The sequence below is a fragment of the Streptomyces mutomycini genome, assembly GCF_001700505.1.
In the GTDB taxonomy this organism is placed as follows: Bacteria; Actinomycetota; Actinomycetes; order Streptomycetales; family Streptomycetaceae; genus Streptomyces; species Streptomyces mutomycini.
In genome coordinates this window covers 387-668 of the sequence record NZ_MAPV01000368.1, presented here as the reverse complement: position 1 = coordinate 668, position 282 = coordinate 387, and the positions used below count along the sequence as shown (strand labels likewise).

Here is a 282-nt window from a genome sequence, read left to right as displayed (position 1 = left end):
ACGGCGTGAAGCGCTCGCCGAGGCCGTGGACGGTCTCGCCCACTCCGAGGGCGAGCTGCGCGAACATGTGGTGGCCGCCGCCGTCGACGGTGGCGTACGCGCTGCCCTTGCGGCCCGCGGAGGTCAGGACCCGGCCGTCCCCGTCGAGGAACTCCAGGCCGAACGTTCCCTCGGTGGGAAGCCGCAGGGTCAGCGGGCCGCTGGTCAGCTCGGCGGTCGCGCCCTCGGTCCGGGTCGTGGCGGCGGACTGCTGTGCGGCGCCCGGCAGTTCGAAGTCGGGGC

The 282-nt window shown here is 75.2% G+C and carries 1 pseudogene; it reads right to left on the bottom strand.

Annotated elements, in window-relative coordinates:
- A pseudogene (locus tag BFF76_RS34335) lies at positions 1–282 on the bottom strand (alpha-xylosidase); the annotation flags it as partial.